The sequence below is a fragment of the Leptospira alstonii serovar Sichuan str. 79601 genome, assembly GCF_000347175.1.
Taxonomy (GTDB): domain Bacteria; phylum Spirochaetota; class Leptospiria; order Leptospirales; family Leptospiraceae; genus Leptospira; species Leptospira alstonii.
The window spans coordinates 24,311-50,671 of sequence record NZ_ANIK01000056.1; the positions used below are offsets into that span (position 1 = coordinate 24,311).

Annotated in this window: 23 protein-coding genes and 1 pseudogene; 9 read left to right on the forward strand and 15 right to left on the reverse strand. The window is 43.1% G+C overall.

What is annotated here, in order from left to right:
• Nucleotides 1–2 precede the first annotated feature (2 nt).
• From LEP1GSC194_RS11965 to pyk, 8 genes are all read right to left on the reverse strand, one after another.
• On the reverse strand, nt 3–941 hold the full coding sequence (locus LEP1GSC194_RS11965) for a sensor domain-containing diguanylate cyclase (protein ID WP_017809581.1): 939 nt from the start codon (nt 939–941) through the stop codon (nt 3–5).
• Nucleotides 942–1,052: 111 nt separating this feature from the next.
• The gene (locus LEP1GSC194_RS11970; RefSeq protein ID WP_020773836.1) at nt 1,053–1,985 is read right to left on the reverse strand and encodes a sensor domain-containing diguanylate cyclase; all 933 of its coding nucleotides are present in this window, start codon (nt 1,983–1,985) and stop codon (nt 1,053–1,055) included.
• 103 nt (nt 1,986–2,088) lie between these two features.
• On the reverse strand, nt 2,089–3,027 hold the full coding sequence (locus LEP1GSC194_RS11975; protein ID WP_020773840.1) for a sensor domain-containing diguanylate cyclase: 939 nt from the start codon (nt 3,025–3,027) through the stop codon (nt 2,089–2,091).
• 102 nt (nt 3,028–3,129) lie between these two features.
• Nucleotides 3,130–4,071, reverse strand: coding sequence for a sensor domain-containing diguanylate cyclase (locus tag LEP1GSC194_RS11980; RefSeq protein ID WP_020773824.1), 942 nt, complete (start codon nt 4,069–4,071; stop codon nt 3,130–3,132).
• Nucleotides 4,072–4,095: 24 nt separating this feature from the next.
• Nucleotides 4,096–5,052, reverse strand: a complete 957-nt coding sequence (locus LEP1GSC194_RS11985) for a sensor domain-containing diguanylate cyclase (protein WP_020773857.1) — start codon at nt 5,050–5,052, stop codon at nt 4,096–4,098.
• Between the two features lie 24 nt (nt 5,053–5,076).
• Nucleotides 5,077–6,030: a sensor domain-containing diguanylate cyclase gene (locus tag LEP1GSC194_RS11990; protein WP_020773899.1), complete on the reverse strand. Its 954-nt coding sequence runs from the start codon at nt 6,028–6,030 to the stop codon at nt 5,077–5,079.
• Between the two features lie 123 nt (nt 6,031–6,153).
• Nucleotides 6,154–7,098 (reverse strand): sensor domain-containing diguanylate cyclase, encoded by a 945-nt coding sequence (locus tag LEP1GSC194_RS11995; protein WP_036042599.1) that lies wholly within the window; start codon nt 7,096–7,098, stop codon nt 6,154–6,156.
• 582 nt (nt 7,099–7,680) lie between these two features.
• A complete protein-coding gene (pyk, locus tag LEP1GSC194_RS12000) occupies nt 7,681–9,108 on the reverse strand; it encodes a pyruvate kinase (RefSeq protein ID WP_020773896.1) in 1,428 nt (475 codons plus the stop codon).
• A gap of 103 nt (nt 9,109–9,211) precedes the next feature.
• On the opposite strand from pyk, the gene LEP1GSC194_RS12005 reads away from it, so the two are divergent.
• The 3 genes and pseudogenes from LEP1GSC194_RS12005 to LEP1GSC194_RS22335 all read left to right on the forward strand — a co-directional run bounded on the left by LEP1GSC194_RS12005 (nt 9,212) and on the right by LEP1GSC194_RS22335 (nt 12,048).
• Nucleotides 9,212–10,117 carry a histone deacetylase family protein gene (locus LEP1GSC194_RS12005; protein WP_086005180.1) on the forward strand — a complete coding sequence of 302 codons (906 nt, stop codon included), beginning with the start codon at nt 9,212–9,214 and terminating at the stop codon, nt 10,115–10,117.
• A 2-nt stretch (nt 10,118–10,119) separates the two neighbouring features.
• Nucleotides 10,120–10,935 (forward strand): hypothetical protein, encoded by an 816-nt coding sequence (locus LEP1GSC194_RS12010; protein WP_020773865.1) that lies wholly within the window; start codon nt 10,120–10,122, stop codon nt 10,933–10,935.
• A gap of 1 nt (nt 10,936) precedes the next feature.
• A pseudogene (locus LEP1GSC194_RS22335) lies at nt 10,937–12,048 on the forward strand (SpoIIE family protein phosphatase).
• Between the two features lie 71 nt (nt 12,049–12,119).
• Here the strand turns inward: LEP1GSC194_RS22335 and LEP1GSC194_RS12020 are convergent.
• From LEP1GSC194_RS12020 to LEP1GSC194_RS12040, 5 genes are all read right to left on the reverse strand, one after another.
• Complete coding sequence (locus LEP1GSC194_RS12020) at nt 12,120–12,512, reverse strand: type II toxin-antitoxin system MqsA family antitoxin (protein WP_020773853.1); 393 nt, start codon at nt 12,510–12,512, stop codon at nt 12,120–12,122.
• Entirely contained in the window at nt 12,509–12,820 is a 312-nt protein-coding gene (locus LEP1GSC194_RS12025; protein WP_036042587.1) for a type II toxin-antitoxin system MqsR family toxin, read from the reverse strand. The genes LEP1GSC194_RS12020 and LEP1GSC194_RS12025 overlap by 4 nt, the downstream gene beginning before the upstream one ends.
• A 75-nt stretch (nt 12,821–12,895) precedes the next feature.
• Nucleotides 12,896–14,644: a hypothetical protein gene (locus LEP1GSC194_RS12030; RefSeq protein ID WP_021064685.1), complete on the reverse strand. Its 1,749-nt coding sequence runs from the start codon at nt 14,642–14,644 to the stop codon at nt 12,896–12,898.
• Nucleotides 14,645–14,727: 83 nt separating this feature from the next.
• Complete coding sequence (locus LEP1GSC194_RS12035) at nt 14,728–15,213, reverse strand: putative lipoprotein (protein WP_020773831.1); 486 nt, start codon at nt 15,211–15,213, stop codon at nt 14,728–14,730.
• 56 nt (nt 15,214–15,269) lie between these two features.
• Complete coding sequence (locus tag LEP1GSC194_RS12040) at nt 15,270–17,204, reverse strand: glycoside hydrolase family 36 protein (RefSeq protein ID WP_020773903.1); 1,935 nt, start codon at nt 17,202–17,204, stop codon at nt 15,270–15,272.
• 118 nt (nt 17,205–17,322) lie between these two features.
• Between LEP1GSC194_RS12040 and LEP1GSC194_RS12045 the strand changes: the two genes are divergently transcribed.
• The 3 genes from LEP1GSC194_RS12045 (at nt 17,323) to yqeK (ending at nt 20,602) form a co-directional block, all read left to right on the forward strand.
• Complete coding sequence (locus LEP1GSC194_RS12045; protein ID WP_017808863.1) at nt 17,323–17,961, forward strand: ribonuclease D; 639 nt, start codon at nt 17,323–17,325, stop codon at nt 17,959–17,961.
• The gene (radA, locus tag LEP1GSC194_RS12050; RefSeq protein WP_020773900.1) at nt 17,958–19,337 is read left to right on the forward strand and encodes a DNA repair protein RadA; all 1,380 of its coding nucleotides are present in this window, start codon (nt 17,958–17,960) and stop codon (nt 19,335–19,337) included. Before LEP1GSC194_RS12045 ends, radA begins: the two co-directional genes overlap by 4 nt.
• 683 nt (nt 19,338–20,020) lie before the next feature.
• The gene (gene yqeK, locus LEP1GSC194_RS12055; RefSeq protein ID WP_017808862.1) at nt 20,021–20,602 is read left to right on the forward strand and encodes a bis(5'-nucleosyl)-tetraphosphatase (symmetrical) YqeK; all 582 of its coding nucleotides are present in this window, start codon (nt 20,021–20,023) and stop codon (nt 20,600–20,602) included.
• A 10-nt stretch (nt 20,603–20,612) separates the two neighbouring features.
• Here the strand turns inward: yqeK and LEP1GSC194_RS12060 are convergent, their stop codons facing one another.
• The gene (locus LEP1GSC194_RS12060) at nt 20,613–21,002 is read right to left on the reverse strand and encodes a hypothetical protein (protein WP_020773887.1); all 390 of its coding nucleotides are present in this window, start codon (nt 21,000–21,002) and stop codon (nt 20,613–20,615) included.
• A gap of 375 nt (nt 21,003–21,377) precedes the next feature.
• Between LEP1GSC194_RS12060 and LEP1GSC194_RS12065 the strand changes: the two genes are divergently transcribed.
• The 3 genes from LEP1GSC194_RS12065 to ruvA all read left to right on the forward strand — a co-directional run bounded on the left by LEP1GSC194_RS12065 (nt 21,378) and on the right by ruvA (nt 23,913).
• The gene (locus LEP1GSC194_RS12065; protein ID WP_020773802.1) at nt 21,378–22,340 is read left to right on the forward strand and encodes a helix-turn-helix transcriptional regulator; all 963 of its coding nucleotides are present in this window, start codon (nt 21,378–21,380) and stop codon (nt 22,338–22,340) included.
• 100 nt (nt 22,341–22,440) lie between these two features.
• The gene (locus tag LEP1GSC194_RS12070; RefSeq protein ID WP_020773874.1) at nt 22,441–22,920 is read left to right on the forward strand and encodes a flavin reductase family protein; all 480 of its coding nucleotides are present in this window, start codon (nt 22,441–22,443) and stop codon (nt 22,918–22,920) included.
• A 354-nt stretch (nt 22,921–23,274) separates the two neighbouring features.
• Nucleotides 23,275–23,913, forward strand: coding sequence for a Holliday junction branch migration protein RuvA (gene ruvA / locus LEP1GSC194_RS12075; RefSeq protein ID WP_020773858.1), 639 nt, complete (start codon nt 23,275–23,277; stop codon nt 23,911–23,913).
• A 147-nt stretch (nt 23,914–24,060) separates the two neighbouring features.
• On the opposite strand, the gene LEP1GSC194_RS12080 is transcribed toward ruvA, so the two are convergent.
• Nucleotides 24,061–25,887: a WGR domain-containing protein gene (locus LEP1GSC194_RS12080; RefSeq protein ID WP_020773828.1), complete on the reverse strand. Its 1,827-nt coding sequence runs from the start codon at nt 25,885–25,887 to the stop codon at nt 24,061–24,063.
• Nucleotides 25,888–26,361: the final 474 nt, after the last annotated feature.

Below are 26,361 nucleotides of genomic sequence, written 5' to 3' on the forward strand. Positions count from 1 at the left end.
TATTAGAACTTCGCCGACGATACGATTTGAGAACCGTGTGTTACGCGATTTCTTCCTCTCGCCTTGGATTGATAGAGGGCTCGATCCGCTTCTCCAATAAGGTGAGTTGCGCGATCTTCGTTCAAAATCGGTTCGTTTTTCTCAAAATTCGAGGTGGCAATTCCGACGCTGATTGTAATCGATCTTTGATCCCAAGAAAATTCTCGGATTATCGTTACCAATTGTTCCGCGACTTCGATCGCTTTTTCCTCGTTAGTGTCGGGTAACGCGACTACGAATTCCTCTCCTCCGTAACGCGCCAAAACGTCGCTTCCACGCAGTGTTCGAGTTAAAAGAGACGCCAGAGTCGTAAGAACCCGATCTCCGGCGGGATGACCGAATTGATCGTTGTAATTCTTAAAAAAATCCACGTCGATCATCAATAAGGAAAGATGGCTCGAATGTTTTTGGGCTAAATGAACCGAACGATTCAATTCCTCGTTGAACGCCCTTCTGTTTTTCAGTTTTGTGAGAGGATCGGTATAAGCCTGTTCGAACAGCATATCGTTCGCTTCTTTGAGTTCCGTTGCCAGTTGACCGATCTTGCGGTTGGATTCGATCGTTTCCGTAATGTCTCTCGCAATCGCATAAACCATTCCGCTTTTATATTCCGGTACCGCCGTCCAAGACAACGTTCTGTAATATCCGTTTGTACAACGATAACGATTTTCAAAGGAAACGATCGCGGAGCCGGATGCGAGATCGCCGGCAATTTTTTGAGTGGATAAAAGATCTTCCGGATGAAGGTAATTGTAAGATCCTAACCCGAGCAATTGTTCTTCGGACCAGCCGAAAATCCTCAGAAAGGAAGGGTTTACGTGAAGTACGTGTCCGTCGTCCATCCGCGCTATGACGAGTATATCCAATGAATTGTGAAAGAATTTTTCGTAATCGTATTGCATAGCCGGATTTTTTTTACCTTTTTGACTTTATTCGAATCGAATTCGCGTAAAACGATAGTTCGTCTTGGATACGTTCAAATTAATTTTAAAAAAATATCATATTCAAATCAATTAATGTATTTGAGAGCTATGTGTCGCTCTGTTTCTTCCGTTCGTTTTCGAATGATAGAGGGCCTTGTCGGCGTCTTCTATCAGAGACGTTGAATAATCGAATTTCTTAATTTGTGTGTTCTTATCGAAATTTTCGGTTGCTACTCCGACACTGATGGTAACGGATCTTTTTTCCCATGCAAATTCTCTCGTAACGGTTACCAATTTTTCCGCCAATTCGATCGCTTTGTCTTCGGATGTATTGGGAAGCGCGATGATAAACTCTTCCCCTCCGTAACGGGCCAAGACATCGCTTCCGCGAAGTGTTCGGGTCAAAAGAGAGGCCAGGTCGGCTAAAACCCGATCTCCCGCGGGATGGCCGAATTTGTCGTTGTAATCCTTGAAATGGTCTACGTCGAGCATCAGCAGGGATAGAACGTTTTCTTGTCGTTGTGTGAGTTTGATGAGATAACTCAATTCTTCGTTAAAAGCCCTTCTGTTTTTAAGTTTTGTAAGCGGATCGGTCGATGCCTGTTCGAACAACATCTCGTTGGCTTCCTGGAGTTCGACCGCCAAACGACTGATTTTCCGGTTCGACTCGATGGTTTCAGTAATGTCCCTTCCGGTCATATAGACTAAACCGGACTCTAAATCCGGAAAGCCGGTCCATTCAAAATATTTATAACTTCCGTCGAAACAACGGACGCGGCTTTGAACCGATAATTTCGGCGCGCTTGGGTCCGAAGTCTCTAATTCATGTTGGATGGATTCCAATTCTTCTGGATGTAAAAGATGAAAGGTGGAACGGCCGATCAGTTCCTCTCTCGGCCATCCCAGGACCCGTTGAAAGGACGGATTTACTTCAATAACGGTTCCGTCCATTCTTTGGATGGCAAATAGGTCTAAAGAATAATTAAAAAATTTTTCAAGATTAAATTCGTTTTCGTAATTCATATTGAATCTTCCCAAGATATAATGAATGTATAATGTTCCTTCGTATTCGAAATCATGCAAAACTTTTTTAAAAGAACGAAAATCAATATAATATGAAAGCGGCTCAATGTATTTGAGACCTATGGGTAACTCGATTTCGTCCGTTGACTTTCGACTGATAAAGAGCCTGATCGGCGTTTTCAATCAGGGAGGTAGAATCGTCTTCGATTCTTACCTGTTGTTCGGAAGAATCAAAATCGGAGGTGGCAACGCCCACGCTAATCGTTAACGACATTCCTATCCATTGGAAGTCTCGGATTGTTTTTACCAGTTTTTCGGCGACCTCGATCGCTTCCGCTTCGGGAGTATCCGGCAGTGCGACCACGAATTCTTCCCCGCCATATCTCGCCAAAATATCGCTTTCACGAATTGTTTTCGCAAGTAAAGACGCAAGATCGATTAAGGCCCGATCTCCTGCCGGATGACCGAATCGATCGTTGTAGTCTTTGAAATGATCCACGTCGATCATCAATAAAGACAAGGAATCTTTCTGTTTTCGCGTAAGATTGACGAGATAATTCAACTCTTCGTTGAAGGATCTCCTATTTTTGAGTTTAGTGAGAGGATCGGTCGATGCCTGTTCGAATAATTGGTAGTTCGCTTTTTTAAGTTTTGCGGCGAGTTGTCTGATTCTTCGGTTCGAATCGATTCGTTTCGTGACGTCCCTTGCGATTGCATACAATAAACCCGCCTTAGGATCGGGAAAAATGGTCCATGAAAGATGTTTATAAGTTCCGTTGGAGGATCGGTATCGATTTTGAAAGGATAAGACGGGGACTCCTTGTTTTAATTTTTCAATTTCTTTTAAGGTAGGTTCTATATCTTCGGGATGTAATAAATCAAAAGGGCCGAGCCCGAGTAATCTTTCCCGGGGCCACCCAAGAACGCGTTGAAACGACGAATTAATTCGAACCACGGAACCGTCTTTCAATGTGGAAATACAAAACATATCTAACGAATAATCGAAGAATTTTTCAAAGTCGTATTCATAGTCTTCATCCATTTTAAGTCTCCTTTGAATTTCGCGGACATATATAGGGAACCTACTTCAAAGCGATTCTTAGAAAATGGTAACACGTTTGGTTTTATTTAATTCAAATTTATTTTAGGATTTTATCTTAGAACTGTGTACGGCTCTGTTTCTACCGTTTATTTTCGAATGATAGAGCGCCTGATCCGCATCCTCTATAATATTCATAGAATGATCTAAGTTAGTCGCCGTCGGGCCGAGATGATTCAGATCGGATGTCGTAATTCCTACGCTGATCGTAACGGACCTTTTTTCCCATTGGAATTTTTCGATCACGTTCACCAGCCTTTCCGCGATTTCGACCGCCTCTTGTTCGGATGTATTCGGCAGAGCCACGATAAATTCCTCTCCGCCGTACCGCGCCGTCACGTCGTCCTTTCTAAGAGTTTTCGTCAAAAGATGGGCTAATTCGATCAAAACCTTGTCCCCAGCGGGATGCCCGAACTTGTCGTTGTATGCTTTGAAATGATCCACGTCGATCATCAGTAAGGAAAGAGGATTCGTTTGTTTTTGAGAGAGATGAATGAGAAGACTCAATTCCTCGTTGAACGCCCTTCTGTTTTTGAGTTTTGTCAGCGGATCGGTCGATGCTTGTTCGAACAACTTGCCGTTGGCTTCCTTAAGTTCCGCGGCCAGTTGGCTGATCTTACGGTTGGATTCGACCAATTCCGTAATATCCTTTCCGGTCACATAAATCAAACCGGAAGTAAGATCGGGAGAGGCGGTCCAGGAAAAATATTTATAGGTTCCGTCCAAACATAGGAAACGATTTTGAAAGGAAAACGACGGTACACCTTGGTTTAATCTTTCGAATTCTTGAGCGGTACTTTCCCTGTCTTCGGGGTGAAGTAAATGAAACGGATTTCTTCCGAGCAGTTCCTCTTTTTTCCAACCCAGAATACGTTCAAAGGCCGGGTTCACTTGTAGTACGGTTCCGTCCAATCTTTGAATCGACAATAAATCCAAGGAATTATTTACAAGTTTTTCAAGATCGTATTCTTTTTCAAAGTCCTTCATTCTATAGTTCCATGGATCCGATTTTTACGGGGAAACATCGCTTTCGTTTTGAATCCGGGAGAAATGAGTGATTCGATTTCTACCGTTCAGTTTTGAGAAATAGAGCGCCCGGTCCGCTTTGTCGATTAGATTAACGGAATATTCCAAATTTATATTTTTACAGTTCGGGTCGAAATTGGAAGTGGCAGCGCCCACACTGACCGTCACGCTTCTTTTTTCCCAATTGAATTCTCTCACGATTTGAACCAGCCTTTCCGCGACTTCGATCGCTTTGTGCTCGGATGTGTTCGGTAGGGCTACGATGAACTCCTCTCCGCCGTATCGGGCGAGGATATCGTCTTTTCGAAACGTTTTCGTCAAAAGAAGAGCCAACTCGACCAAAACCTTGTCCCCGGCCGGATGACCGAATTTATCGTTATAATCCTTAAAGTGATCTGCGTCGATCATTAACAGGGAAAGAGGATTCGTTTCTTTTGAGGAAAATTGAGCCAAACGATTCAATTCTTCGTCGAACGCCCTTCTATTTTTGAGTTTTGTCAACGAATCCGTAGAAGCCTGTTCGAATAATTTGTCGTTGGCCTCTTTTAATTCTTGGGCCAATTGACTGATCTTTTGGTGGGATTCGATCAGCTCGTTGATATCCTTTCCCGTAACGTAGACCAATCCGGACTCTCTATCGGGAGAGGCGGTCCAAGCAAAATATTTATAGGTTCCGTCCGCGCAGATGTATCGATTTTGAAAGGACAAGGTTTGTAAACCTTGATTCAATTTTTCGAATTCTTGAAAGGTAATTTCCCTATCCTCGGGGTGAAGCAGATGAAACGGGTCGCGACCCAGTAGCTCCTCTTTTTTCCAACCTAAGGCTCGTTCAAAGGCGGGGTTTATCAATAAAACCTTACCTTCCAAGTCCACGATCGACAATAAATCCAAGGAATTATTCACAAGTTTTTCAAGATCGTATTCTTTTTCAAAGTCCTTCATTTTATAGTTCCATGGATCCGATTTTTACGGGGAAACGCCGCTTTCGTTTTGAATCCGAGAAAAATGGGTGATTCGATTCCTACCTTTCACTTTGGAAAAATAGAGGGCCTGGTCCGCTTTTTCAATTAGATGAACGGAATATTCCAAATTTATATTTTTACAGTTCGGATCAAAATCGAAAGTGGCGACGCCCGCGCTGACCGTTATACTTCTTTTTTCCCAATCGAATTCTCTCACAATTTGAACGAGTCTTCCTGCGATTTCAATCGCCTCTTGTTCGGATGTATTCGGCAACGCCGCGATGAACTCTTCTCCGCCGTATCGGGCGAGGATATCGTCTTTTCGAAACGTTTTCGTCAAAAGACGGGCCAATTCGATTAAAACCTTGTCCCCGGCGGGATGACCGAACTTATCATTGTAATCCTTAAAGTGATCGGCGTCGATCATTAATAGAGAAAGCGGGGCTTTCTGTTTTTGGGAGATTTGGATCAGTTGATTCAATTCCTCGTTGAATGCCCTTCTGTTTTTGAGTTTTGTCAACGAGTCGGTACAGGCCTGTTCGAATAACTTGTCGTTGGCGCTTTTGAGTTCCGTCGCCAGTTGACTGATCTTACGGTTGGATTCGATCGCTTCGGTGATATCCCTTCCCGTAATGTATACCAAACCCGCTTCCAGATCCGGATAACCCGTCCAAGAAAAATGTTTATAAGTACCGTCCGCGCACCGGCAACGATTTTGAATGGAATATTTAGGAATCCCACCGTCCATCGCTTTGAATTCCTCTATGATCGATTTCTGATCGTCCGGATGTAATAGATGAAAGGGACTGCGGCCTAAAAGTTCCGCTTCCTTCCAGCCGAGAATCCTTTCGAAGGACGGGTTTACGGAGATGACCGTGCCGTCCATTCTCTGAATGGAGAATAGATCCAAGGAGTAATTGTAGAATTTTTCAAGATTGTATTCGTCCTTATATTTCAACTGATTTTCCCTCTTTATAAAATTGAATGGAAAGCCGCACGGACTTTTAACGGTGATCTATTTTCGACCGCAACGGTGGAACCGTTAGGCGTTCGTTCGAGTTTGTTTTTTTTAAAAGTCGGATCACGATGGGATTTGTGAACAATGAGTGGCTCGGTTTCTTCCATCGGCTTTGGATCGATAGAGCGCACGGTCCGCGTCTTCGACGATTTCGACGGAAAGATCGGTAGTATTACAATAGTTCGGGGAACGATTGAAATCCAGGGTAGCGATTCCTACGCTGATCGTGATGATGGATCTGTTGTCCCAGGATTCTTTTCTAACCGTGGTCACCAACCGATTCGAAACCTCGATCGCCTTTTCCTCACCGGTGTCGGGTAACGCAACTACGAATTCTTCCCCTCCAAAACGCGCCAATAAATCGCTGATTCGGAGGGTATACGTAAAAACGGAAGCCAAACGGATTAAAACCCGGTCTCCCGCCGGATGGCCGAACTTATCGTTGTATGCTTTGAAATGATCCACGTCGATCATCAGTAAGGATAAAAATCCCTTTTTTCTGTTCGTGATAAGGATGAGATCGTTTAATTCTTCGTTGAAGGTTCTCCTATTCTTTAACTTTGTGAGAGGGTCCGTAGAGGCTTGTTCGAATAATTTATTGTTTGCGTCTTTGAGTTCGGCCGCGAGTTCGTTGAGTTTTCGATTGGATTCGACCAACTCGGTGATATCCCTTGCGATCGCGTAAATCAATCCCGCGCGAAGATCGGGAAAGGCCGTCCAGGAAAAATTTCTATATTCCCCGTCGCTGCAACGATAACGGTTTTGAAAGGATACAATGGGCGCTCCCTGTTCCAATCCTTTTACAACTTGAGAGGTCGGTTCTACGTCCTCCGGATGCAGAAAGGTGTAAGAGCCGAAAGCGAGAAGATCTTCGCTTTTCCAACCGAACGCTTTTTGGAAAGAGGGATTGATTCTGAGAACGTATCCGTCGAGTTTCGCTATACAAAGCATATCCAGAGAAAAATCGAAGAATTTCTCGATGTCATATTTCATTTCCTCATATTTCATACTTTTCCTCGAATCAGAAGGAAATAAATAAAATTTTGAAAAAGAAGTTCTGTCATAAAGATTCGGTTCGAGAGGTTGGATACGTTTTGCGAAAAGGGTCTTTGTATGAAAGAAAAACGATTCCTTGCGGATGTTTTTCTTTTGCCTCTGGGATAAAAGTCGTTTACTGATAAAACCAACTTTATAACTGAAAAGAGGGGCTGCAAAGTAAAAAACGAAAATAAGAAACGAATGCAATATAATTATTTGTATTCGAATTATAGAATGTTTACCTTGGAGCAATTGAAATTATAAAAACGGATGAACGTTAGATGTAATATATATTCTTTGTAATTCCAAACGAAAAAAAATTCGCCAGTTGATAATGTGAATTTAAGATACGATCCAATCATAACGTCGCAAAAGTTTCGCACATTTTAGAAAGGGAATCGGATCGGATGTTTTCATTTGAATTCATAGAATAGAGTTGTTGAAAAATTCAATAGTGAAGATTAACAAAACTGCTTCAATCGTCCATTTCAATGAAACGGAAACAAATGGGGAGTTAATTTTTCAACCACTCTATTGTGTAAGAACTTCCACTCAGTGGATCTTATAGATCTGTAAAAAGTCGACGCTTCTTACACTGGTTCCCGGAGCTCCGGAGAGAATCACGACCTTGTCGCCCGGAAAAAGAATTTCGTCCTCTTTGAGTTTCTGATTCATGTATGCGATCATATCCTCCAATCTCGTAAAAAAAGGCATTACAAAAGGAATCACTCCTCGATAGAGTTTCATCTTTCTCGCCGTGGTTACAAACGGAGTAAAAGAATAGATCGGAACCTTCGGTCTCATCTCCGAAGTGATCAACGCGGAATAACCGCTTCTCGTAAAATTGACGATCGCTTTTGCATGAATCCCGTGAGCGATTTCTCTTGCGGCGTTACCGAGCGCGGTCCTTTCGGATTCTAAGAAAGTTTTTTTAATATTCCAGTGGATTTCGTAGATATGATCGATGGTTTCCGTTTCTCGAATGATCTTAGACATGATTTCAACGGACTCGACCGGATAATGACCGTTAGCCGATTCTGCGGAAAGCATGACCGCGTCGGTTCCGTCCATGACCGCGTTTGCAACGTCGCTCGCCTCCGCGCGGGTCGGTCTAGGGTTTTCGATCATCGATTCCAACATCTGAGTCGCGGTGATCACCGGTTTACCCGCTTGATTGAGTTTGTAGATGAGTTCTTTTTGAAGAATCGGAACTTTCTCCGTATCGATCTCGACTCCGAGATCCCCTCTTGCGATCATGATTCCGTCCGCGCGTTCTATAATTTCTTCTATGTTTCCGAGCGCTTCCGGTCTTTCAATCTTCGCGATCAATCCCGTGTAGGTTCCCTGTAATAAGGATCTCGCCAATTCCAAATCGGCGCCCGTTCGAACGAAGCTGAGAGCGACGTAGTCGACTCCGAGAGAGAGCGCAAATTTCAAATCTTCCACGTCCTTTTCGGAAAGCGCGGGGGCGGAGATGGGTGTTCCGGGAAGATTGATTCCCTTGTTGCTCCATAGGATGCCGCCTACGATCACCTTTAAAATCGCCGAGTCCGATTTTTTAGAAGCGACTTGCAAAACTAGTTTACCGTCGTCGATGAGGATCTTATCGCCTTCTTTGATGTCCCCGATCAGATTCGGATAAGTACAACCGATCGTATGTTCATCGCCTTGAAAGTCCGGGTCGGGAACGATTTGAATCTCTTGGTTTTTATGGAGTAGAATGGAATTGAGTTTTAATTTTCCCGTTCGGATTTTTGGGCCTTGCAGATCGGCCATGATTCCCAAAGGAGATCCGGAAATTTGTTCGCATTTGCGTAACGTGTCGTAAACTCTTTTGTGAGAATCGTGAGTGCCGTGCGAAAAATTCATGCGAGCGATATCCATTCCGGCCTTGAGGATGGAAAGGACCGTCTCTTCGGAAGAGGAAGCCGGGCCGATGGTACAGACGATTTTGGTTTTTTTCTCGTTCCTGATTTTCATGAACGGCAATTGTAGACAAACACCTTCCGTTGTTCCAGCGAATATTTCCTCTTTACGAACTGAAACCGGAAAATAGAATGAACCAAAAATAGGCGCCCTCTTCTTGGAGAAGCAGTTAGAACGAATTGGTTTGGTATATCACCCGGATTATAACTTAGATCTGGGACCTCATATATTTCCGGCAAGGAAATACCAAATGGTTTATGATCTTGTAAAACAAGATCATAAACTCGCGGATCTGTACGTATATAAGCCGGATCCGGCTAAGGATAAGGATCTCGCGCTCGTTCATACCAAAGAATTTTTAAAAGATTTTTTTTCCCTCAAACTTACGGAAAGAACTCAATATTCCGAACTTCCACTTACCGAACAAATCGTGCATAGTTTTGTTTTAGCGGTGGGAGGTACGATACTTGCCATGGAACTGACTCAAAAATACAAGTTCGTTTATCATATCGGAGGCGGTTTTCATCACAGTTTGCCCGATCGGGCGGAAGGGTTTTGTTATTTGAACGACGCGGCGATTGCCGGTAAATTATACCAAAAGACATATCCCGGTAAAAAAATTCTTTTTATCGATTTGGATCTTCATCAAGGCAACGGAAATTCCGTCGTATTTCAAGAAGACCCGGACGCGTTTACATTCTCCATGCATCAGGAAAATTTATATCCAAAGAAGGAAAGATCCGGACTCGACGTTCCTCTCGAAGAAGGAACCGAGGACAAAAAATATCTCGAACTTTTGGTAGAATCCTTACGTAAAATCGAATCGGAGTTCAAACCGGATTTGATTTTTTATATCGCGGGCGCCGATCCTTTCGAAGGGGATTCACTCGGGGATTTGAAACTTACGTTTCAAGGGTTACGAAAGAGGGATAAGATCGTCAGAGACTTTGCAAACAAATTAAACGCACCCACGGTGATTCTTCCCGCGGGCGGCTACGCGAAAGACTTTTACGATACGGTAACGATTCATTACAATACGATTAAAGTATTTGCGGCCGATTGACTATGAGCATTTTTTCCGACTCCGATAAGAAAAAAGGAAATCCGGGATTTTTAGACGGTCAAGAGCTGGGAATGATCGATATTGCCGGAGAACTTCATACTTCCCTCGGAATTGAAAATAGACTTTTCAATCGTTTTTCTCGGGAAGAAATGAAAGATATGTTCGAAAGTGCGGGGATCTTTCGAATTCTTCACGCGAGAGGTTATCACGACTATGGGATTTTTTTGGACGGAATTTCCGATATGGACAATCGGATTTATATCAAAGATCCTTCGGGCGGAATTCTCGTTCACATGCGTTTAAAATTTTCCGACTTTCAGTTTAAAAAGCTGGATCAATCCTATAAGCTCGTTTATATTGACTGGCTCTTGACCCAGAACTTAAAGATGAAGAATATGAAAGCCAAAAAGAAACTCTATCAAGGACAGGAATATCCGGGGCTTTCTCTAATGAACGAGATCACTGGTTTTATCAGAATTCTCGCCGCCAAATTGGGAGCTTACGGAGCCTTCAACATTCCGGAATATTTTCACGATGCGGTCCTATTTCATAAGTCCTTTCAATTTGTGGATCCGGAAAAGGAAGGCCGGTTTCGTGCGATTCTTCAGTCCTTCAGCAGGACCAATTTGAGGGAATTGAGCGATCAAATTCACAACGAAAAGATTTACGAGGCTTCCGCAAAAGAACTTTACGTTTGGAAATACGGGGAAATGGTTTCCTGTATCAACGGTTATCTTGAATCGACGCTTTTCGACGAAGAATATTATAAAAAAGTGGAAAAGATCGTTTCGGGGACTCAATATATAAGGAAAATTTAATATGTTGGAGTTTTCCCTAAAACCCGAAATTATCATTCTCGACGACGACAGAGACGTCGGCGAAACCCTCGAACTTATTTTAAACAAACTCGGATATCGGAGCATATTTTTCGATTCCGTGGAACAGGGAAAACAATACTTCGAAAAGGAGTTGAACCCGATCGTTTTTCTGGATATTCATATGCCCGGCACGAGCGGTCTTGAAATTCTGCCTTACTTTAAGAATTTGGAATCCAAAACGCAGGTGATCATGATGACCGGAGAAAGGGACATCAACAACGTGGTCACTTCGCTTACGCACAAGGCAAGCGACTTTTTGCTCAAACCTTTTTCGATTCAAACGGTTCAGATCGCGATCCAAAAAGCATACGATTATTATGTTATTCTAAAAGATAAGGATATACGCGAAGAGGTTATCATGCGGGATCTTCGTCTCGCTTCCCGGGTCCAGGGGAAAATCTTTTCGATTCCCGACTTAAGTCCGTATAAAGTCGAAGCCGACGTAACTCCGATTTCCTTTGTGAGCGGGGATTTTAACGTGATTCTTAAAAAGGCAAAATCGACGCTTTTACTTTTAGGGGACGTGGAGAGGATCACGGCGTCACTTCCGGGCTGATCGCCCTTCTGATGACAACTCTTGCCAGGGAAGAATTTAAACATTCGGATAATCCGAGCGACATCCTCAAAAGAATGAATCAAGAACTTTGTTTGAACATCGGCACTCATAGTATGACTGCGGCCTGTGTGATTCTGTTTCCGAACGAAAAGAAGTTGGTTTATGCGAGGGGAGGACATCCGTTTCCGGTCCATTTTCATAAGGACGGATTTTCGTTTTTAAAGGAAAAATCGGGTCAACTGATGGGGCTTTTGGAGGACTTGGATTTTCCTAGTCATGAAACGGGCTTCGAAGATAAGGACGTTATTTTTCTTTTTTCGGACGGAATCGTCAACAATCTCAATCATCCGTTGATTTCAGAGTTGGACCGCATCCACAAATCGGGCGAGGATACCGTCAAACGTATGAAAAACGCTTTGGACGATTATGTTCGTTTGTCGATTGCTTCCAGAGAATACAGGGACGACGCTTCGTACATTCTATTAGAAATTCATTGAACGTTTTGAAGGATCGTTTCCGGGAAAGAGTTATCTTTTTGTGTTTTGAAAAGCCCTATTTTTTTCTCATTTTATTGCTTATGAGTCAAAGTTTGTTTCTTAAGAGGTAATCGAATACCTCCGACAAACACGTATCTGATCTTTCCATCAGTCATCATCTTATGAATGGATTGTCTGCTTAATTTCAATTTTTTCGCCATTTGGTCGACGCTTATTAAATCTGCGACAATGGTCACTTGCGCGTCTTTCTTTGCTTTAAATTCTGCCACAACGGAATTGATATGGTTCTGTGATTTTCTGGTAAAAATTCCGTCTTTGCAAACTTTACAAAAATGTCCGTTTAAACCTGTGATTTTAAGGAAACCATAACCTTTAACTGAGTAATTTTCGGTAACATTGGACTTAAGAAGCATGCTATTTTTGGCGCCGCAGGAAGGGCAATCGATCCATTCTTTATTTCTCATAAATTTTCGTTTCCTTTAAATGATATAATAACGGTATTTTGATTGAAAATTTGAATTTTAATATAGGTTTTGAGATTCACAATTTCCTTTTTATAGACATCTTGCCAAAGTTTATGGTCATGATGGGAAGTCATTGATTTGTAAAAATCCGAAGTTTGTAATCCAATAATTTCGTTTAAAATTTCTTTCTCAGTAAATCCAAAATGGTTAAGAGCCGTTTTTTGCGCGCTTTTGGTAACCGTAAACTTATGCTCTATAATCAGTTTCTTAATCAATTTTAGCGGATAATGGCATATCTTTTTCTCCATTCCTTTTTAGTGTATTTAATGAGTAGACATTGTCAAATCAATAAAAGTGATTGTTTTACGTGCCTTGAATAGAAGTTAATCCTCGTCCTGAAACTGGAAAAGTTCGTCCGGAATTTCCTCTATGGAAACCGTAGGAAACGTCCCCTTTCGAATATTAAAAAAAGCGAATTCGGGAAGACTGAAGAATAGGGATTGGAATCCTTTCTGCAATCGTTCCCCTTTGTCGAAGGGCGAAGCGAAGATTCCGATCGTAGTCGCTCCGATTCCCGCCGCCAAATTTACGGTTCCGTACAAGGGACGCACCCAAAACACGTCGTCCGTAAAAAGGGGAAAAAAGTGATCTTCGCGATTGGGTTTGTAGATCGAAGAACCGAACGTGAAAGATTCTTTGAAACGCGTTTTCAAGCCTGGATTTTGTTTTAACAGTTCCGCCAGTTTCTTTCTTCGATAGGAAGGAAGTTCTTTTTCTCCCTCGTTGTTCCAGTTGTCGGAAACGGAACGAGAGGCGTAAAAAGGGACGAACGCAAACGAAAATCCGAAGTCGATTTTTGTTCCTGGAAAAGGGACTTCCTTTGGATCGAACGAGTTCTGGACGTTTTTAAGGATTTCGGTCGTGCAGTTTTCGAACAAAAGACGGAACGGATAGAGTTTTTTTAAACGGACATGGTATTCTTTTTCCCTTTCCTTTGCGAGTTTCAGATAATCCGCAAGTACGGAATTTTCCGGTAAACGCATCGGAATCAGAAACTTGTTTTCTCTTTGAGGAAGTAGTTTTCCCGAGGTCACTCGGACGGGGATCGAGGTTTCGACCTGAAGTTCGAATGCTCGGTTGGATGCGTCCTCCCAAATCTGGTATTCTTTTTCCGTAAGTTCCTTCAAGGTGGAAATTTTTTTACGAGCGAGCGAGACGACCGCCCGGGTTTCCTTGGAGATATGTCGAAGAGCTTGTTCGTCGTCCGAATCTTCCTTGTAAATGATCTGTGAATCGTCCGGAAAACTGGATAAAAAAACGGGGGTTCCGGTGCGGAGACTTTCTTCGATCGTGTGGAGTCTTCCGAGGGATACAAGAGCGCTGTAAGCCCAGCCCGGGTCTCTTTCGGATAGGATTTGCGCGAGTCCTTCCGATTGTTTTCTGTAGAAGTTTTCCAGAAGTTTTTTCTCTTCCGCAGTTAATGAATCTTGTATATTCAGAATTTTGAATTCTGGATCGAGATTCCATTCTTCTCTTAGAATTTGACAGAATAGGATTCCTTCGAGTATATCACGGATTTTTAAATAAGATCCCGGTTTGAAAAACGGAAATTGGTCCCGATTCATCTTTTCCGGAAGAGGGGTGAACTCCATTTTAAGAAGTTCGCTGTTCGGAGATAGGATTTCGTCTTTTAGGTTTTGTTCCAGACGTTTTAGAAAATTTTCCCCTAAAACGATTTCAAGATTCGATTTTAAATCTTTGGCGAGAAGCGATTTGTCCTTCGGAGTAAAATACGCGGTCGCCCGGAGCCCGATTTTTTTTTCAGGAGAATTCAGTTCCTCAAAAAACTTGGTTTCCCGCTTTAATATCTCCAGGTTTTGCAGATGTCGGAACTGAACCAGATAAAGACGATTGAGCCCCGATTCCAAGACGGAGACCTCTTGTTGTGTGAGTTTTAATCTCGTAAGAACGCTGCTACGATTGGAAATGACGTTGTAATCGAAAGCGAAGTCGTCGTAAGATTCCCGAACCAAATGAAAGATGTCGTCCGGAAAAAATTGATAGTGATAGACCTTGTTTCCGACTCGAATTCCGGTATGTCCGCCGCTGGACTGCCCGATGTTTGCATTCACATAAATGAAATCGACCGTTGTGGGAGTGGAGTAAAGCCCCGTCGTTAAGGACAGGGCTATCAAAAAGGAAGGAAGAAAAAATTTCAGAGTTGATGAAATCCTTTTCGGATGGAGTCGACGATTTCCGGACGGGAGGTCCCGAGTCCTTGTACGAAGGTTTGAAACTTATCTTCACTTACTCCCGCTTTTTTCAGTCCGCTTCCGATTCCGAGATACGTTACGCGCAACGACTTCCAATTTGTGAGCCCGTTTTGAAGAGCCAACGTGGAAAGATCGTTTTTAAATTCGATTTCTTGAAATCCGTTTTCAACGTGCATGGCCGTCAGATCGCGAACGTCTTTGAGATACGCCTTTTCCTTTTTTTCATCGTCGTCCGAGGAAGAGGAAAAAATGGAACTCACAGAGGTGGAAAGCGATTTGATCGACTTGGAAAGGCTTTCCAAAGAATCGGATGATTTGCTGAGGGAATCGATCACCTTAGAGACCGAATCGGAAATTAAACAGTCGTTAAGAGAGATTATAGTCAGTCCGAGTATCAGGGCAATCAGTAGTTTTTGAATGCGTTTCATCAAGTTGGAGTCTCCTTGTTTTTTCGATTGGAATTCTATAAGATACGGCGATGTCGTCAAACAACTTTTGCGGTTTGTAATACCACGGAACCGAACGCGGGAAGTTTTAATTTGAGCACTCCGGTTTTTCCGGAATACTCAAGAGATTCGGGAATTTGTCCGGTCCAATAGTCCGGAAATTGTTTGAGTTTGGAAACGAAAGGGGTTTGGATCTCGATCATATTTTCCTCTTCGCTCGGATTCCAAATTCCTAAAAAACCCGCGGGATTATAAAGCGCCGGAGGAAAAAGTCCGGAAGCGATTCCGATCGGAATCGGAGTTTTGTTTCTGCACTTGGCGGAGAGTTCCAATGTTCTTTTCAAAAACGACAATCGTTCCTCTCCGATCAGAGACAGATCGTCGCTGACCAAGATCATCCCGCCGCTTACGGCCATCACGCTCGCCATCAACTGAGTTTGTGCGGGAGTCATTTGATTTTTGCTTTCTCGAACCAAAAGACAATCCGGATCGTTGTACCATAAATTTCTGTGCATTGATGAACGTGTGATGTCGTTGATCAAAGCCCTTTCGGTGCAGAGTGCGTGTTTGTCCTTTGCAAGAATTCTCGTTTTTTCCCTTCCCCAGAAAGGCGCGACGTCGCAGCCGATTCTCATCGCGTCGAAAAGTCCGATCGACGGGTAGATGGGCGCTCCACATCCGAGAAGGAAAACGTCCTTGCCCACCACTTTACGGATGAAACGAATCGTATCCGCATAACGCTTGTGAGGCGAGATTCCTCGGTCGTACGTCCAGCCCGGAAGGAGCGCCGAGTATAAAAAGTCGAGTTTGAGATACGAATAACCGTATTCTTTTACGATCGTCTTTAGGACGTTTTCCAAAAAATCCCGGGAAGTGGGATGGGTGACGTCTATACAATACGTGTAATCCATTCCCCAGAGAGGATTCCAAAGAGCGGGAACCGGTTTTCCGTCCCGATCTTTCAAAACGGCTTCGGGATATTTTTGATAGAATGTGGATTTTTTTCTCACAAGAAAAGGTGCGAGCCAAATTCCCGGAGTCAGTTTTTCTCTTCGGATTTCTTCCGCTAAAAGTCTCATTCCTCCGGGAAATTTATCGTTGGTCGTCAGCCAGTCTCCGATTTCCTTTTGATAACCGTCGTCGATCTGAAAGAATTGAATCGGAAGTTTTTTTTCTTTTACGAGCGCGAGATTCTTCAGGACGATCTTTTCGGAAATTTTGGTGTAGTATTGATACCAGGAACACCATCCGGTCGGAACGGGCGTTGCGGAGAGTTTTACTTTATGAGCTTTTCCTAATTCGCTAAAATACTTTTTTAGATAGGCTTCGGGGCTTACTGTAAAACGGGATACGGAAATCGGAGTGAGTGCGATTTTATTTCCTCTGAAATCCTCGTAACGATAAAAATCGTAGATCATGGAAATTCCGGAATTGGAGATCCAGGTTTTCTTTTTGGAACTTTCCGGTTCTCCGGAAGAAGCCAGAACTCTGAACTTCACTCCTTGTTCTCCCGGACCGACGGCTCCCGCAAAGTAATGCGGATCTTTTGTGGAAGAAATCAGAAGAAGCATTCCCTCGCTTTGCCAATCATCGGCGACGCCGGAATGGTTCGTGTAAAAGTTTTCCTGAGAATACCGAAGAAAGTCGAGTCTAGGAGATTCGTCCGCGTCGGAAAGAGAATGAACGCCGGAAAGACTCCAGGATTGATAACCGTGTTGAAAGATCTTCGGTGCGGTCAACGCGTGCGGCGGAAGTTCTATTTCCAAGGTGAGTAGTTCTGTTCCCGCCTTGGGTCTTTGATCGCCGATCCATTCGAGATGCGGTTTGAAAGTCTCGTTCTTTCCCGTTTTTTTATGACCGAGAGAAAGGGAGAAATTTCGGCAGTCGCTCTTCGTTTTGATTTCTTTGTCCGAAATTTCAAAAGAGGAAGTAAAGAAATCCTCATAGACTTTGTAGTTTAAAATGGCTCTCATATTCTCTATTGTTTCCGATGTTTTTTTTATTTTCGAACGGGAACTTTTCTATAATTAGAGAGGTTCCGTTTTTTATTTTTGATTCCCGAAACCGTGCGGTACGGATTATTATGAAATTATGCCTCCAAAACCTTCAACTATAAAACCGGAGCTTTTTCTCGGGGATCTTTCTCAGAAAAGATTTGAAGAATACAACGCGGACGATCATCTCGCGGTGGATTGCGAAATGATGGGACTCAATCCCAGAAGAGATCGTCTCTGCGTCGTGCAGATCTGCGATTCCTCGAATAACGTAAGTTTGGTTCAAATTCTTCCCGATCAAAAAGAGGCTCCGTTACTTAAGTCCTTATTTGAAAATCCGGAGATCGTAAAAATTTTTCACTTTGCGAGAATGGATTCTCTCTTTTTGCGTTATCGTTTGGGGATTTCTCTGCAAAACGTTTTTTGTACGAAGATTGCGAGCAAACTCGCGCGGACCTACACGGACAAACACGGTCTCAAGGATCTCATCCGGGAATTTTACGACGAGGTTATGGATAAGAAAAATCAGTCTTCCGATTGGGGAAAAAAAATTCTTACCAAGGATCAGGTCGAATATGCGAGCGGAGACGTGAAGTATCTGATCTCTCTCGAACAAAAACTCACCGAAATTCTAGTAAGAGAAGGTAGGGATTCCCTGGCAAGAGATGCCTTTCATTGTCTTCCCGTTTTCAATCAGATCGATTGGCTTGAGATGCCCGCGCTTTTCGAACATTGAAAAAGAAACTATCTCGCACTTTTATTTGTCAATCCTGCGGTCAGGATTATTCCCGCTGGGCGGGTAAGTGCGAGTCCTGCGGAAATTGGAATACGATCTTAGAGGAAATCGGCGGTGAAAGGTTTGCTCCTTCCAACGGAAATTCCCAGAAAAACAAATCGTATAAGGAGCCGATTCCTTTAGACAAGGTCGAGGAAGAATCTCTCAAAAGAATGGGAACGGGTTTGAAAGAACTGGATCTCGTTTTGGGAGGAGGGCTCGTTCCGGGATCGCTTACCTTGATCGGAGGAGAACCCGGAGTGGGAAAGTCCACGTTGATCCTCGAAGTTTCACGTTATCTGACACAGGCAAACAAAAACGTTCTGTACATTTCCGGAGAAGAGTCTCCTTCTCAGATTCGGATGCGGGCGGAAAGAATGGGGATCAGCGCGTCCAATCTTTTGCTCACTTCCGAAACGGTGGCGGAAAATATTTCCGCTATGATCGAAGGGGAAAGGCCCTCCGTGGTTTTTGTGGATTCGATTCAAACGATTGCGAGAGAGGCTCTTCCGAATCAGGCCGGAACCGTCACACAACTCAGGGAATGTACTCAAGTGTTACTCGAAACCGCAAAACGATCCGGGATTCCGATTTTGATGACGGGTCATATCACCAAGGAAGGAACGATCGCGGGTCCGAAAGTTTTGGAACATCTCGTGGATACGGTTCTTTATTTCGAAGGGGATCGACTCAATTACTATCGATTGTTGCGCGCCGTTAAGAATCGTTTCGGCGCGGTCGGCGATCTCGCCATCTTTGAAATGTTTTCCGGCGGTTTGCGGGAAGTAGGGGATCGAAATCGTATTTTTGTCAGCGCGGGTGCGGAGGAAAGAAGCGGTTCCGTGATCAGCGCGGTGTTGGAAGGAAGCCGGGCTCTTACGGTGGAAGTGCAGGCCTTGGTAAGTAAAACGGGATTTGCCCAAGCGAGAAGGATGGCGGAAGGTCCGGACACACGTCGTGTGATCCTGCTCGCCGCGGTGATCGAAAAGTATATTAAGATTAAATTAAGTGAATGCGATCTATTCAGCAATCTTGCGGGGGGCTTAAACGCTGACGAACCCGCTTTGGATCTTGCGATTTGTACTTCGATCATTTCCAGTTATCTCGATCAACCGCTTCCCAAAGGGACCTGCGTTTTGGGCGAAGTCGGTCTTTCGGGAGAGGTGCGAAGTATCGGACAAGCCAATCTTAGGGTTAAGGAACTGGCCGGGGTCGGAATGAAAAAGGTGATTCTTCCCGAAGGGAACTTGGGTGAGTTGGATCAAAATTCGGACATTCAGATTTTCGGGATTCGTTCCTTGAACGACTTGCGTTCTTTATTTCCGGGAGCGAATTGAAACTCACTTGCACTTCAAGCGGATGAGTTATAGGAATTTGGGGGCGGCTCCATTCAAGTTATTGTGTTTTATTTTAGTACATTCAATTTTTTTAATGCAATAACTTGACTCCGCTTCGATCCCTGCCGCGCGACCTGCAACGCGACCCATAGGGAGCGTTGCAAACAAAAGCCGCGAAGCAAAGGCGTTGTTTCTCAGCGTAGCTGAGATGAGGGACCCATAGGGAGCGTTGCAAACAAAAGCCGCGAAGCAAAGGCGTTGTTTCTCAGCGTAGCTGAGATGAGCGATCCATAGGGAGCGCGGCAAACAAAAGCCGCGAAGCAAAGGCGTTGTTTCTCAGCGTAGCTGAGATGAGCGATCCGTAGAGAGCGTTGCATTGAGTTTCCCCTAATTTTGGGTGGTGGGGAGAGTAAACTCTATTTCGCTCTCTACGGGTCGCGAAATTGGTAGAAAGGCTCGGGGAGGCTTTTCTATATCAGAAAATCATACTTTTTGCAAGTAAAAACTCTCGTTCTTGTCGGAACACTTGAAAAATATGCGTTTTTGATTCTTCTTATTCCAAAAACCTTCTCAACTTGTGGGGTTGGTTATGATAGGAAGCGTTGCATGAGTTTTTTTAACGCGGCGTTTTAGGAAAATTTTTAGGTTACGGAAAAAATACGATTACGTTCGGTCTAAATACGATGACTTCGCAGGAAATTCAAAAATTCAAAAAAATCGTGCCGACGGAAATCACCGAAACTCGTTGGAAACATTCTTTGCGTGTGGCGGAAATCGCAAAAGAACTCGCGATCATTCATTCCCGGGAAGAGGCGGAGTTCGCCTATCTTGCCGGAATCGTACACGATATCACAAAACAAAAAACTCCGGAGTTTCACATAACGTTATTCAGAGAATCGGGCAGGGAAGATCTGGAAAAACTTCCGTCCGCGGCTTGGCACGCCTATTCGGCGGCGATTTATCTCAAATCGCAGTACAACTTACGACACGAAAACGTTTTATCCGCGGTAAGAAATCATACGTTGGGAGCGGAAACTCCCGGACCTTTGGATCTCATATTGTACGCGGCCGATTTTTTAGGTTCCGAATACGCCGAAAAAAATCCGCTCTATAAGGATTGGAGAGAACAGGCCAGAAAGAATTTGTATCTTGGAGTTTTGTGTAAGGCCAAAAACACGATGGAGGAACTGATCGCATCCGAGAATTCGATCCATCCGCTGACGGTTTTTACGTACAATCTTGCGATTTCGAAATGTCTCCAATGACTTTCGCCTTTTACTTGTTAATCGAACGATCCGCAACCCAACCGATCGTGAAAGAGATAAAAATCATCGTAAGATAACGCAGGCCGATTTGGATAAAATAATCGCCCGTGCTCATTTTCGACATCGGAATCAAAATTAAAAAGTCGAGTCCCCAGTTGATTCCAAGCCAGATAAACCCGGCGCTCAAAAGAACCGGAAATTTCCTGCCTGAAACTTTCAAAGCGAGAGAAGCAAGCAATACACAACCCGTAAGAGTTCCGACAAGAATCATCACGGTCTTAAACAAAAATAGATCCGTTTGTAACTTTCCGTCCTTGGAGTAAAACGGAATCGCGACGATAAAAGGAATCAACCAAACCAAAAAACCGTAACTAAAAATTCGAATTAAATACTGTTTCATAAAAAACTCCCGTGTGATATATCAAGTCCCGTCTTTGTTTTACAAAAAGTAGTCTTTTTCCGCGGCGATTCCGCGAAAGAATTTGTCGGAATCGAATCAAACTCCCGATAAATTTACGGCAGTTTTACGGACAGCCTATGGAAATTCAATCTTTTAATCTTGCGTTCGATACGTTTGAGTTATCCTCTCCGAATTTTTCCTGAAAGTATTTTCCCCAATGCGGTTTGCTTCGTCCAAATCCGTAAAGTCGTATTCTTCGGAAAGTTTTCAAGTGCTCGCGCCGTGCCGGTTTTCGCAATTACATTAAAAAAATCCGTTATAGTTAGGAAATTATATATGTCATTCTTTGTCATATATCAAAAGTAGAATTGAAATATGCGCGCGAGCCGATTACTTTCCATACTTTTACAACTTCAGGCAAGGGGGAGAATCTCGTCTAGGGATCTCGCAAAAAAACTTGAAGTCTCCGAAAGAACCGTTCACAGAGATATGGAAGCGTTATGCGCTTCGGGTGTTCCCGTATTTGCAGAACGAGGTTCTCGGGGAGGTTGGGAATTATCCGAAGGTTATAGAACCAATCTTACCGGAATGAAAAAGGAGGAGGTATTTTCGATGATCTTGACGAGTTCGACTCGAATCGCATCCGATCTCGGAAAGAAAAAAGATTTGGACTCGGCCTTTATGAAGTTCATGGCTTCGCTTCCGCCCGCCTATCAAAAAGAAGTCGAGATCGTTCGGCAAAGGATTCACATAGACGGCGCGGGTTGGAGCGGCTCGGAGGAAAAATTTCCGTTTTTACCTCTTTTACAGGAGGCGGTTTGGAAGGAGAAAAAAATCATTCTTCGATACGGATCGGACGACAAATCCAAAAAAAGAATCGTCTTTCCTTTGGGACTTGTGGCTAAGGGAAGAGTTTGGTATTTGGTCGCAAAATACGGAAAGGAATTCAGAACCTTCCGTATTTCCAGAATCTTAGAAGCGACATTATCGGGCGATTCTTTCGAAAGGCCGAAAAAATTCGACCTGGAAAAATACTGGAGCGAAAGTACCCGGGATTTTTTTTCAAAACTTCCTTCGTATCGGGTTCGTTTGAGGATCAAAACGGATAGGTTCGATTTTTTGAATACGATTTCGTATGTGCAAATATTAGAATATTTAAGAATAGATTCGGATTGGAGCGAAATCGAAGCCGATCTTGGGAGCCGGGAGTTCGCCTTACATCATATACTGGGTTTGGGAGATTCCGCTCTTTTGTTGGAACCGAAGGAATTGCGCGAGGTTCTGTTGAGTTCCGCGGAAAAAATCATAAATTCCTATTCTAAAACTTCTGACCCCTAACACCCTGACATCTGACTCCTAATAACTTCCGTGTTTTCGCGTCTTTCTTTTCTTCTTTCGATCGGTTGACAAAGAGTCTTTCGATTTTAAGATCGACCTCATGAAAATCACAGACGACGTTTTTAAAAATGCGCTTTCTCATTTTCCGTCCGGTGTTACAGTTATCACCTATTCCCATCTTGGAAAACACAGCGGTCTAACCGTAAGCAGTTTTAGTTCTCTTTCTCTCAATCCTCCGTTGGTTTTATTTTGTCTTCAAAAGAACATAACGAGTCACGATCCGATCCGTGATTCCGGAAAATTCGTAGTGAACATTTTGGCGCAGGGACAGGATTCACTTTCGAATCAATTCGCCTCCGGAAAAATCGAAAAACACACTCTCATCGAGGAGCTTGGATGTAAGACCGGCGAGTTAACGATTCCCATTCTACCGGGAATCCTTTCTTATATCGAATGTGAAGTGAATCAATTTGTGGACGGGGGAGATCATTCGATCGTGATCGGAAAAGTGATTTCGGCGGGAGCGGACGACGGTCTGAGGCCCTTGTTGTATTACAGAAGGAATTACTATTCGATTTAGGATTTTCGCATATCGATCGATACGCCATTAATTTTAATACGACGATATACTCCCTTTAATACATTCATTATTTTAAATGTATTTCCCTTCCGGAAAGAAAACGATTTTTTTCAATTCCGGGTTTCAAAAAGATAACCGCGAACCATTTTAATGTGAGTTCGGTATAACAAATGGGATTAAACGTTGCGATCCATGGAGAGCGAAATTGAGTTTATTCCCTGAATTGCGCCGCAGGAAACTAAAGCGCAGAGTTTTCAATTAATATTCACTGAGTTCAGAGTCTCGAGTTCTTAGGATGATTCGATGATTGAAAATTTATCTTTACTCTAACAGTGCAAAAGTCTATGTGGAGTAATGATCTCAGGTTTGAAAGGGACTCTCAAAAAATTAGAAGTCGGATTTGCACACGTTGAAACCGGCGGAATCACTTACGAAGTAACGATTTCCTTCAAGACCTATTTGGAACTCAAAAGCCTGCCGTCCCAAAACGAGATTCAGCTCCAAATCTTTCACGCGATGAGCGAAAGAGGGCAGAAACTTTTCGGATTTTTAACCGAACAAGACAAGGAATTCTTCAAGGTCATGAAAGGACTTCAAGGAATCGGAGAATTGACGGCTCTCAAAATTTTATCTTTTTTTTCGGCTGAGGAGTTGTATCGAATCGCTCAGTCCGGAGAAGCTAAAGAGCTCGAAAAGATTCCAAAGGTGAAAGGCAAAACCTCGGAAAAGATTTTTTTCGAAGTGAAACAAAACCTCAAAAAACTGGAACTCTTTTTATCGGGAACTGCAAAAGAACCTTCGATCGTTCTTCCTTCCTCTTCGCAAACTCCGGAAGAGGCCGCCGTTTCCCGGAAGAGGGAAATCGCGATTTTGGGTTTGGTTCAACTCGGTTTTGAGGAAAAAACGGCCAGCAAAGAAGTGGATAAGATCCTTAAAAGTTTTTCATCGACGGATCCGGGAGAAATCATCCGCGAAATCTTGAAAAGCCTCTGAAAGTTGTCTTAGTTTTATTAGGAAAATTTTATAAACTAAAATTCTAATATGCTTTTCTTTGGAATTTTCGGAGAAGTATCAAGCAGACAATGTGAGCAACGCGGTTCCGTCTTTATTTTGATACCTTAGAAACTGGAGAATTTCTTTTTAAAATCCGGTGATCGTAAAAATTTCCCCGTCGTTTTTATAAAGATAGGCTCTTTCCTGTTCCATAAGTATGGCGCATACGCCTTGGGCAAAATGTTTTTTGCAAACCAAATCGGGGAGTTGATATTCTTTTGTATGATTCGTATCCGGTTCCCAAATCGCGAAGCTGTAATTGTTCGTATTTTTAGCTCTGGATAACAACACGAAGTAAAATCGGTTTTGAAAACGCTGCCATGCGACGACTCCTTTTTTTGGAAAAAATCTTACCGGTGTATTGATTTTTTTATCCGAGTAAACGATCAAATGCAACGCGAAACCTCCATCGGGATCTTCGTTTTTTTCGGCGACAACGATCCTGTTTTTATCCAACATTGCGATCACTTCCGGTTCGAAAATCGTATTATGTGATTTTAATATTATACGTTTTACAGAGGAAGCTTGCAATTGATAGAGAATTACTTCGTCCAGCCCTACCAACCAGAGTAAATCTTCTCCGATACAAATGTCCGCGGCTTCGACGTGGGATTTATATTTGTTCATCGCATCGTCCAATTTCAGCGTCGTTTCGGTTTTCAAATCGTAAATGTGTAATCCGCGCCATTGAACGACCGAATTTGAGAAATATATTTTATCTTGATAAACTCTAGCTCCGTGCATCGGTCCGTCTATTTTTTTCAAAGGATGAAATTCACGATCCTCCGATTTGACGAAATAGATACAATGGCCGTGAAGCAGTTCCAAAATATTTTCCCGCATACGAGCCTTTTCAAATGAAATCTCCTTTTCCGATTTAAGTAGGATCGGGCGACTCGGGTCTTGGATATCATAATAAGCCAATCGATCGGAATTGATCGCTTGCGAATCCACTTTTGCGACTAAGAGTTTTTGTTCTGGAAAAACAAACGACCGAATATATCGAATGTTGGTAACATCCGTAAGAACGAGAGTTCCCGTTTTTTTGATTTCAAGTCGATTCGTTTCGGTTTTTTTCGCGGGTTCGGATTCCGAATTGAGACCGAGTAATTGCGCGCTTCGTTTTAGAAATGCCGCACCGATATTGAAGTCGGGCGTAAAATCCAGGATTCCACCGTGATCGAAAAAAATAAGAGAAGGTTCGTTCGAGGAATTTTTTTCCTTTGGATGATACAACCAACAATCCGAAAAATCGCTCATCGGTATTTTTATCAATTTGAGGGGATATTCGTTCAACTCGGTTTCGTCCAATTCAAGGTCGTCGACGGGATCCAAATCTATCTCTTGTAAAAATATACCGGTGCGATTTTCGTCTATAAGTGCAAGAGAAGAATGATAGATCATCTTCTCTTGAAATGTTTCGGGCCATTTCGTATAATTTTTTTTATCTCCGGGAGGTCCGGCTATCCATTGGAACCCTTTATTAAAAAGAAGCGTTAGACTTTCATTTTCGATTTGGACTTTCTCCACTAAGTTTATGATGGAAGTCAGGACCTGATGATAACCTTCCGTGTCCGCTAAATATGCAAAATGTTGAATTAATGTTTTACGAAAATCCTCGGCTCGGACGATTTTTTCCCATTCTTTGAGATGATCTTTTACGTCGGATTGGGTAGCATCCGTTGTTCGGGCGGTCTTTCCGGTTTTGTCCCGGTCTATATAACCTTTTTTTAATTTTTCGGCGAGTAGTTTCTTCGCTTCTTTGAGGCATTTCTCCTCGTCGTCGAAGGTCTTTGTTTGTGTTTGCCCGTCGGTTCCGGCTTTGCCGAAGGTAACCGTGAACGATTTGCCCGAAACTTCGATATTCCAGAATTTGTGGGATGTTTTGTCTTGATACGTTAAGTGGTGTTTCATCAAATTGCACCTCGATATTCTTTTTGGGGTTTTAGGTTTAGAGTTCGTTCCAAATGGATTTTCTTTTAACTATTGTCCATAAAAAAACGGTAGTCGAAAGAATATAAAACGACGGTATCGTCTTTTCCGTAACAAACGCGGTCCGCGACGTTACATTTTAATTTCCGAATCGGATAAGCGCCGTTTTTTACAATTTCAAGTAGAACATATTTCAGTAATATTGATCTATATAATTGAGCGCCTTGAATTTAGAGACAAATTCCCGTTTTAAATGTGGAATTCAGAATACTCTATCATATAACTCTGAGTAATTTTCGAACCTCGTCGAGAGTCCCGTCCGACAAATTGGGATACGATCGTCTGGAGAGCGCGTCTAACTCGTACCTTAAAGGCGGGAAACTTAGATCGTCCGTTTCCGTAGGGCTCCCGTGAGTTATAGCTTATTATGAAATACTAATTCTTAGGTTTGCGTCG

Bases quoted from the DNA above. Each gene is read 5' to 3' on its own strand.
- LEP1GSC194_RS11965 (WP_017809581.1), bottom strand. From the start codon at position 941: ATGCAATACGATTACGAAAAATTCTTTCACAATTCATTGGATATACTC.
- LEP1GSC194_RS11970 (WP_020773836.1), bottom strand. From the start codon at position 1,985: ATGAATTACGAAAACGAATTTAATCTTGAAAAATTTTTTAATTATTCT.
- LEP1GSC194_RS11975 (WP_020773840.1), bottom strand. From the start codon at position 3,027: ATGGATGAAGACTATGAATACGACTTTGAAAAATTCTTCGATTATTCG.
- LEP1GSC194_RS11980 (WP_020773824.1), bottom strand. From the start codon at position 4,071: ATGAAGGACTTTGAAAAAGAATACGATCTTGAAAAACTTGTAAATAAT.
- LEP1GSC194_RS11985 (WP_020773857.1), bottom strand. From the start codon at position 5,052: ATGAAGGACTTTGAAAAAGAATACGATCTTGAAAAACTTGTGAATAAT.
- LEP1GSC194_RS11995 (WP_036042599.1), bottom strand. From the start codon at position 7,098: ATGAAATATGAGGAAATGAAATATGACATCGAGAAATTCTTCGATTTT.
- pyk (WP_020773896.1), bottom strand. From the start codon at position 9,108: ATGAAAATCAGGAACGAGAAAAAAACCAAAATCGTCTGTACCATCGGC.
- LEP1GSC194_RS12010 (WP_020773865.1), top strand. From the start codon at position 10,120: ATGAGCATTTTTTCCGACTCCGATAAGAAAAAAGGAAATCCGGGATTT.
- LEP1GSC194_RS12020 (WP_020773853.1), bottom strand. From the start codon at position 12,512: ATGAGAAATAAAGAATGGATCGATTGCCCTTCCTGCGGCGCCAAAAAT.
- LEP1GSC194_RS12025 (WP_036042587.1), bottom strand. From the start codon at position 12,820: ATGGAGAAAAAGATATGCCATTATCCGCTAAAATTGATTAAGAAACTG.
- LEP1GSC194_RS12035 (WP_020773831.1), bottom strand. From the start codon at position 15,213: ATGAAACGCATTCAAAAACTACTGATTGCCCTGATACTCGGACTGACT.
- LEP1GSC194_RS12040 (WP_020773903.1), bottom strand. From the start codon at position 17,204: ATGAGAGCCATTTTAAACTACAAAGTCTATGAGGATTTCTTTACTTCC.
- LEP1GSC194_RS12045 (WP_017808863.1), top strand. From the start codon at position 17,323: ATGCCTCCAAAACCTTCAACTATAAAACCGGAGCTTTTTCTCGGGGAT.
- yqeK (WP_017808862.1), top strand. From the start codon at position 20,021: ATGACTTCGCAGGAAATTCAAAAATTCAAAAAAATCGTGCCGACGGAA.
- LEP1GSC194_RS12060 (WP_020773887.1), bottom strand. From the start codon at position 21,002: ATGAAACAGTATTTAATTCGAATTTTTAGTTACGGTTTTTTGGTTTGG.
- LEP1GSC194_RS12065 (WP_020773802.1), top strand. From the start codon at position 21,378: ATGCGCGCGAGCCGATTACTTTCCATACTTTTACAACTTCAGGCAAGG.
- LEP1GSC194_RS12070 (WP_020773874.1), top strand. From the start codon at position 22,441: ATGAAAATCACAGACGACGTTTTTAAAAATGCGCTTTCTCATTTTCCG.
- ruvA (WP_020773858.1), top strand. From the start codon at position 23,275: ATGATCTCAGGTTTGAAAGGGACTCTCAAAAAATTAGAAGTCGGATTT.
- LEP1GSC194_RS12080 (WP_020773828.1), bottom strand. From the start codon at position 25,887: ATGAAACACCACTTAACGTATCAAGACAAAACATCCCACAAATTCTGG.